Genomic DNA, 6,261 nt, shown 5'->3' with positions numbered 1-6,261 from the left:
GATATATTTTGTCTTGCTTTAGAAAATGCTTGCTTTGTTATTGATGGAAAATTTAAATATTTATGATCTTCAATAAAATTGTTAATTTCAGAAGATATAGATTTACGTAATACAGAAGAAATAAAGAAGACTGCGTTATGAAATGATAATTTTCTATTTCTTGAAAATGAATTACCTAAACTGTAAGCTTCTTTAAATTCACTTGAAGTAATTAAGTTGTTTGTATCTTTTAAAATTGTAGATAATAATGTAGTATTTTTCATAATATTAAACCTCGCTATAAATTTATTTATCTATAGCGAGTTTGCAAATTTTTTCACTATTGTCAAGCTTTTTTTAAATTTTTTATTTTTTTCTTAAGTTGACGACATTGAGCGCTCTATAATAACGAGAAGATACATCCACATTCTTTTTATCTTTTATTTCTTTCTCATTATCTTGGGTAAGATTATGATATTGTTCTAAATCTAAATACTCATTTCTTTTAGAGATTTTAACTTTTCTTAAATAATCTCTATCTTCCTGAATTTTCTCATTTTCACTAAATAACTTTTCAGCTTCCATAATAACCTTTTCAGCAAGATAATAATTCCCCTTAATACAGTAAACCTTAAACTTAAGATGATAAACATCAGCAATATTAGGATATCTTTTATTCACTTCTTCAAGCTCATAAAGTGCTTCATCGAAATTATCATCCAAAATAAGGTCATATACTTCCCTTAATCTTTCATTAAAAATATTTTTTTCTTCTAATAGCGAATTGAAATTATTGTTTGTTTCTCCCTTGTTCATAAAAAATCATTCCTTATCCTTTGTTATGAGTAATTTTCTCATCCTTAAATACCTATATATTCTATTATATAATAAATTTATACAATTTTCCTTATATTTTTAAAATAAATTATATATAGAATTTAAATAATTTCTTTACATATATTCTTATCATATGCAAAAAAATATAAGTTCTTCACATATATTCTCACCATATGTAAAGAACTTATATTTTTTTACACTTTATTTATAACCTTTAGCTTTCAAAAATTAGCCCCTCTTCAAGTTTTCCTCCATTCATAGAATAGATTTTAGTTGCAACACTTTTGGCAAAATTCATATCATGGGTAATTATTAAATTTGAAATTCCCTTTTTCTCTAAGCCTTTTATTAAGTTTGCCATTTCCATAGTTAGCTCTGGATCTAAAGCAGAAGTAGGTTCATCGAAACACAGAAGTTTAGGTTCTAATGCTAAAGCTCGTCCTATTGCAACTCTTTGCTTTTGTCCTCCTGAAAGTTCAAAAGGATAACTATTTTCTTTGCTTGAAAGACCTAGAAACTTTAAAATCTCCCTTGCTTTAAGCAGTGCTTCTTCTCTACTTTTTCCACGAACCTTTTGAGGTGCTTCAATTAAGTTTTCAATAACACTCATATGAGGAAACAAGTTATAATTTTGAAATACAAAACCAATATTTTTTCTTACTCTTTTTAAAGTTTTCTTATCTAACTTCTTTCTATTATTAAATAGTAAATCATCTTCTATTTTAATTATTCCAGAATCAGCCACTTCAAGATCATTTATACATCTTAGAAGAGTTGTTTTGCCTCCACCTGATTGACCTACTATAACAACTGTTTCTCCTTTATCTATAGTTAAATTTATTCCCTTTAATACCTGATTTTCACTAAAGCTCTTTTTTAAATCAACAACCTCTAACATAAACCCCTCCTAATTATAATAATTGTATTTCTTCTCTATCTTATTTAATGCCTTTGTAAATACTCCTATTAAAATCAAATATACAATTCCTACTACTAGTAGTGGTAATAAAGATGAGTATTTATTTGAAGCTGCTTTTCCTACTTTAAGAAGTTCATCAAGTCCAACAACATATACTAAAGAAGTATCTTTAACTAAATTAATTATCTCATTAGCTACAGGAGGGAGAATATTTTTTACTGCTTGAGGTAATATTATTCTAAAAAATGTATCTTTAGAAGATAACCCTAAAACTTTCGAAGCTTCATACTGCCCTTTATCTATAGACATAATTCCACCTCTAAATATTTCTCCAAAATAAGCTGCATAATTTAAAACAAAAGCTGTTAATGCGGCTGGAAATCTCTCTACTGCTACGCCAATACTAGGAAGTCCAAAATATATAAATACTATCTGCAATAAAAGAGGCGTTCCTCTCATTATCAAAACATAACCTTCTGTTATCTTAGATATAATTTTTATTTTTGAAAGCCTTCCTAGTGAAACAATAACTCCAAGTGGAATTGAAATTACTAAAGTTAATATAAACATTAATAAAGTAATTTTTAGTCCCTCTAATATCTGTGGTGTTATTGCAATTACTATATCCATATATTCATCGCCCCTTTATTCTTATATTTCCTCTATTTCAGTGTAATATCTTCGCCAAACCACTTTTTAGATATTTTAGATGCTGTTCCATCTTCTACCACTTCTTTATATGAATCATTAAGTTTATTTAAAAGCTCACTATCTCCTTTTCTTACTCCAACTGCATATTCTTCTTCTCCAAAATCATCATTAATTATTTTATATTTTTCTGCACCTTTAATATTTATATAATATCTTGATAGCACTTCATCAGCCACTACTGCATCACATCTTTTAGCTTCAAGATCCCTTAAAGCTTCATCATTAGTCCCAAAGGTTACTAAAGACTTAAAGTTATCCTTATAATTTCCTATAGCATCTATAGCACTAGATTGATCTTGAGCTGCAACTACCTTACCCTTTAAATCTTCCTTACTTTCAATATCAGAATCATTTAAAGTTATTATAATTTGTTTACTTTTCAAATAACTTGAGCTAAAATCAACTTTTTCCTTTCTTTCATCTGTTACAGAATAGCCATTCCATATCATATCTATATTTTTATTATTTAATTCTGATTCTTTCATAGTCCAATCTATTGGTTGAAACTCTAATTCTTTATCCATTTTTTCTGCAACTGACTTAGCTAATTCTATATCAAAGCCTGTATACTCACCGTTATCATCTTTAAAGCCCATTGGAACAAATGTATCATCAAAACCAACTACTAATACATCTTTATCTAATGTAGATGTATCCTTTTCCTTATTAGTGCCACAACCTGTAACCGTAATAGTTAATGCACCTATAATGCTTATTGCTAATATTTGTTTTAAAATTTTACTATATTTCATACTTATTCCCCATTTCATTTTTTAAATATATTCATTACTTTATCACGTTAAAGTGTCAAAGTCAAGTTTTTTAATTTTTTAGAATAAACTATCAAATAAAATATTTTTTTATTATATTTTCTTAGAATTTTGTCAGCAAATATAATCTTTAATATATATCCACTATATCCACCTAAAATAAGAACCTCTATTATTTATATTTAATTAATTCAAAATTTATTTTATGCAATATTTTTGAGGTTTTTTGCAAAAAACTCTTTATTAATTATTATTTTATGCTATAATTTAACTGTTCTAGGAAATAAAGTTTACTTTGCAAGTTTTTTATGTCTGTTTTTCCTGTAATTTTTTATTTCTATCTTAGTGAGAACCGGAAAATTAAAATTAATATAGAAATCTTAAAAATTATATGTACTATATTTATAATTATAGATATTAGACTTCCTATATTTTTAAACTCTAAAATAAATCTTAGAACCCATAACAAATATTTAATTTTGTAAAAAGTTATACTTTGTTATTTGACTTTTTAATAGGACATGTACATGATATTTCTCTCACTATTCATGAAAAGTATATATATGTCTAGTACTTAATACATGTCTACGTGATTTAGACATATTAATTTTTATTATGAATTTCTTTTTTATTTCCAGACTAAATTTATTAGAAAGTAAAAGGCCTATCCAAGACATGGACAGACCTTTTATTTTTAGACATTTTATAATACCTTATCTGCTAATACATTAAGTTCTTTAACAACTCCATCAAGTTCATCAAGAGACGCAGTTATTTCTTCTAAAGCTGCAGATTGATTTTGAGATACTCCATTTATTTTATCAAGTCTCTTATCTATACCTGTAATGCCTTGGCATATTTCTTTAATAATATTATCAATTTTATTTATAGATTCTTTTGATGTATTTGATAATTTTCTTATTTCTTCAGCAACAACAGCAAATCCTCTTCCATATTCTCCAGCCCTTGCAGCTTCTATAGATGCATTAAGCCCTAAAAGATTTGTCTGTGAAGATATATCTTGAATAATATTAACTATTTCATTTGTATCCTTTGCTTTAGTATTAGTTGCATTTGTTTTTTCTAATATATCATTATTCATAGCTGCAAGATCTTGAACTCCAATAGCTACTTCTCTCATACCTACTGAAATTTGATGTAAAGATTCTGTTAATTCTTTTATAATTTCACTAAGTTTATTTCTATTTCCTAAATGCACTGCAATTAAAAGAAGACCCACTACTTCATCTTCTTCATATAATGGAAAGCAATAACACTTTGCACCAGTTGAAACAATTTTTTTAGGAATATCAATCACAACTGTTCTTTTTTCTGTAATAGCAACTTTAACACTTGGAGCTAGTTTTTGTCCTAAAGTATAAGGTAGTTTAAATTCATTTCCCATTTTAAGATATATAAACTCTTCTGTATTAGTTAAAGCCATACATTCCTCATTATTAAATAAAGAACTAATATAAGGCATTAAACTATATACAGTATTAAAAATTTCTCTTTCAAATTTTTTTTCTTGCATATAAATTCCCCCCTAAATATATAATTGACAAAGCAATTAACTAATATTTTATTAATTCAGTTATATGAATTCCTCCTGCTGCTGCTGTTGCAAGAAATACATAATCACCACGTTTTACTTTTCCTCTTTTTATAGCTTCATATAATGCTACAAAAGGACTGCTTGTCCCAGTATATCCATAACTATCTGCTATAAAAATACTTTTTTCTTCAGGTATACTTAATCTCTTTCTAAACTTTAATATATTATTGTAAGCAATTTGTGTAAAACAGAACATAGATACATCATCTATACTTATATTTTTATCTGAAAGCATTGCTTTAATATTGTCAGATATTCCATCAATCCACCAAGGTGGGGCTGGCTGCCACTCAGCATACATTTCTTCCTTTGGTAAATCTTCAAAAGCATGTGAAAATCCACACTTAGGAAATTTACTCTTATCAATATAGGTAGTATCAACTCCAACCTTAGTATCTATAAGTCTACTTTCTTCTTCTGTTTCTTCAACAATAACAGCACAAGCCACATCTCCAAATTGTCCATAATTACCTTCATTTCCAGGACTTACTCCTACTGTAAGAATGTCACTTCCAACAATAAGAACTCTATTTATATTAGAATCTGAATCAATATATTTACTAGCCATATCAAAAGCATAAGTCATTCCTAAACAATTTACATTCATATCATGACAGAAACATTCTTTTTTTCCTTCTATTGCATCATGAACAAATAAAGCTGAAATAGGCGTAGAATACTCTGGAAGAGTTCCTGCATAAATTATCATATCTATGTCTTTTCCGGATATACCACTATTTTCTACTGAATCTTTTGCTGCTTTCTTAGCTAAAGTTAAAGCTGTTTCTGTATCTTTATCAATTTCATACCTTAAGTTTCTTCCCATAACATCTTCAAAAAAATGTTTAACATCCTTACCTTGCTTTTCAAAATGCTTTAAATAAAATTCATTGTTAACAATATTTTTTCCATGAGATACTGCTATTTCTCTTATTTTTATTTTTCTCATCGCTTACAACTATACTATTATTTTACAAATATATAGTTATAACTCACCCCCATATAAAATTATTCCATTTAAATATATCATATCACACTTTTTACATTTTATACATTTCTTTCATCATATTTTATGAAAAATTATAATTATTTAGTTTTATACTATAATAGTGCAAAAATGCTTGAATAATTTTACAACTGAATAAAATAAAAAAACATTTATGATAAATCTCTGTTATAATTAAGTTCCTACACAAAATTCAACAAGGAGATACATAAATGTTTCAGAACACAATTATATCAAACGAACCATCAATATACAAATTTTTTAATCAATTAAATTTTGATTTTTACTTAACAAATCCTCAGTTAAAGCATTTAGAAAATATCATAAATGCTATGATATCTAAAGGCTTTAATGGTAAGATTTCCGACATAGCGGAGCTTGCACCTGCAAGACATCGAACTAGTATAACTAGATTTTTATCAAA

The 6,261-nt window shown here is 26.8% G+C and carries 7 protein-coding genes and 1 pseudogene; 1 reads left to right on the top strand and 7 read right to left on the bottom strand.

Features of this window, described 5'->3' with window-relative positions:
* The 7 genes from BM384_RS14750 to BM384_RS14720 form a co-directional block, all read right to left on the bottom strand.
* The coding region (locus BM384_RS14750; RefSeq protein ID WP_347455089.1) for a hypothetical protein at positions 1-263 on the bottom strand (263 nt) is incomplete at its 3' end.
* An 82-nt stretch (positions 264-345) separates the two neighbouring features.
* Positions 346-795 carry a hypothetical protein gene (locus tag BM384_RS14745; protein ID WP_090014712.1) on the bottom strand — a complete coding sequence of 150 codons (450 nt, stop codon included), beginning with the start codon at positions 793-795 and terminating at the stop codon, positions 346-348.
* A gap of 235 nt (positions 796-1,030) precedes the next feature.
* Positions 1,031-1,714, bottom strand: coding sequence for an amino acid ABC transporter ATP-binding protein (locus tag BM384_RS14740; RefSeq protein WP_090014710.1), 684 nt, complete (start codon positions 1,712-1,714; stop codon positions 1,031-1,033).
* 9 nt (positions 1,715-1,723) lie between these two features.
* Positions 1,724-2,365 carry an amino acid ABC transporter permease gene (locus BM384_RS14735; protein ID WP_090014708.1) on the bottom strand — a complete coding sequence of 214 codons (642 nt, stop codon included), beginning with the start codon at positions 2,363-2,365 and terminating at the stop codon, positions 1,724-1,726.
* Between the two features lie 32 nt (positions 2,366-2,397).
* Positions 2,398-3,198 (bottom strand): amino acid ABC transporter substrate-binding protein, encoded by an 801-nt coding sequence (locus BM384_RS14730; protein ID WP_090014704.1) that lies wholly within the window; start codon positions 3,196-3,198, stop codon positions 2,398-2,400.
* A gap of 721 nt (positions 3,199-3,919) precedes the next feature.
* The gene (locus BM384_RS18565; RefSeq protein WP_175537405.1) at positions 3,920-4,750 is read right to left on the bottom strand and encodes a methyl-accepting chemotaxis protein; all 831 of its coding nucleotides are present in this window, start codon (positions 4,748-4,750) and stop codon (positions 3,920-3,922) included.
* Positions 4,751-4,790: 40 nt separating this feature from the next.
* Complete coding sequence (locus BM384_RS14720; RefSeq protein WP_090014702.1) at positions 4,791-5,780, bottom strand: 3-oxoacyl-[acyl-carrier-protein] synthase III C-terminal domain-containing protein; 990 nt, start codon at positions 5,778-5,780, stop codon at positions 4,791-4,793.
* A 269-nt stretch (positions 5,781-6,049) separates the two neighbouring features.
* Here BM384_RS14720 and BM384_RS14715 point away from each other — a divergent pair.
* A pseudogene (locus tag BM384_RS14715) lies at positions 6,050-6,261 on the top strand (IS701 family transposase); the annotation flags it as partial.

The sequence above is a fragment of the Clostridium sp. DSM 8431 genome (assembly GCF_900116755.1).
GTDB lineage: Bacteria > Bacillota > Clostridia > Clostridiales > Clostridiaceae > Clostridium.
The sequence above is the reverse complement of the archived record's forward strand: the minus strand, read 5'-3'. Positions and strand labels throughout refer to the sequence as shown.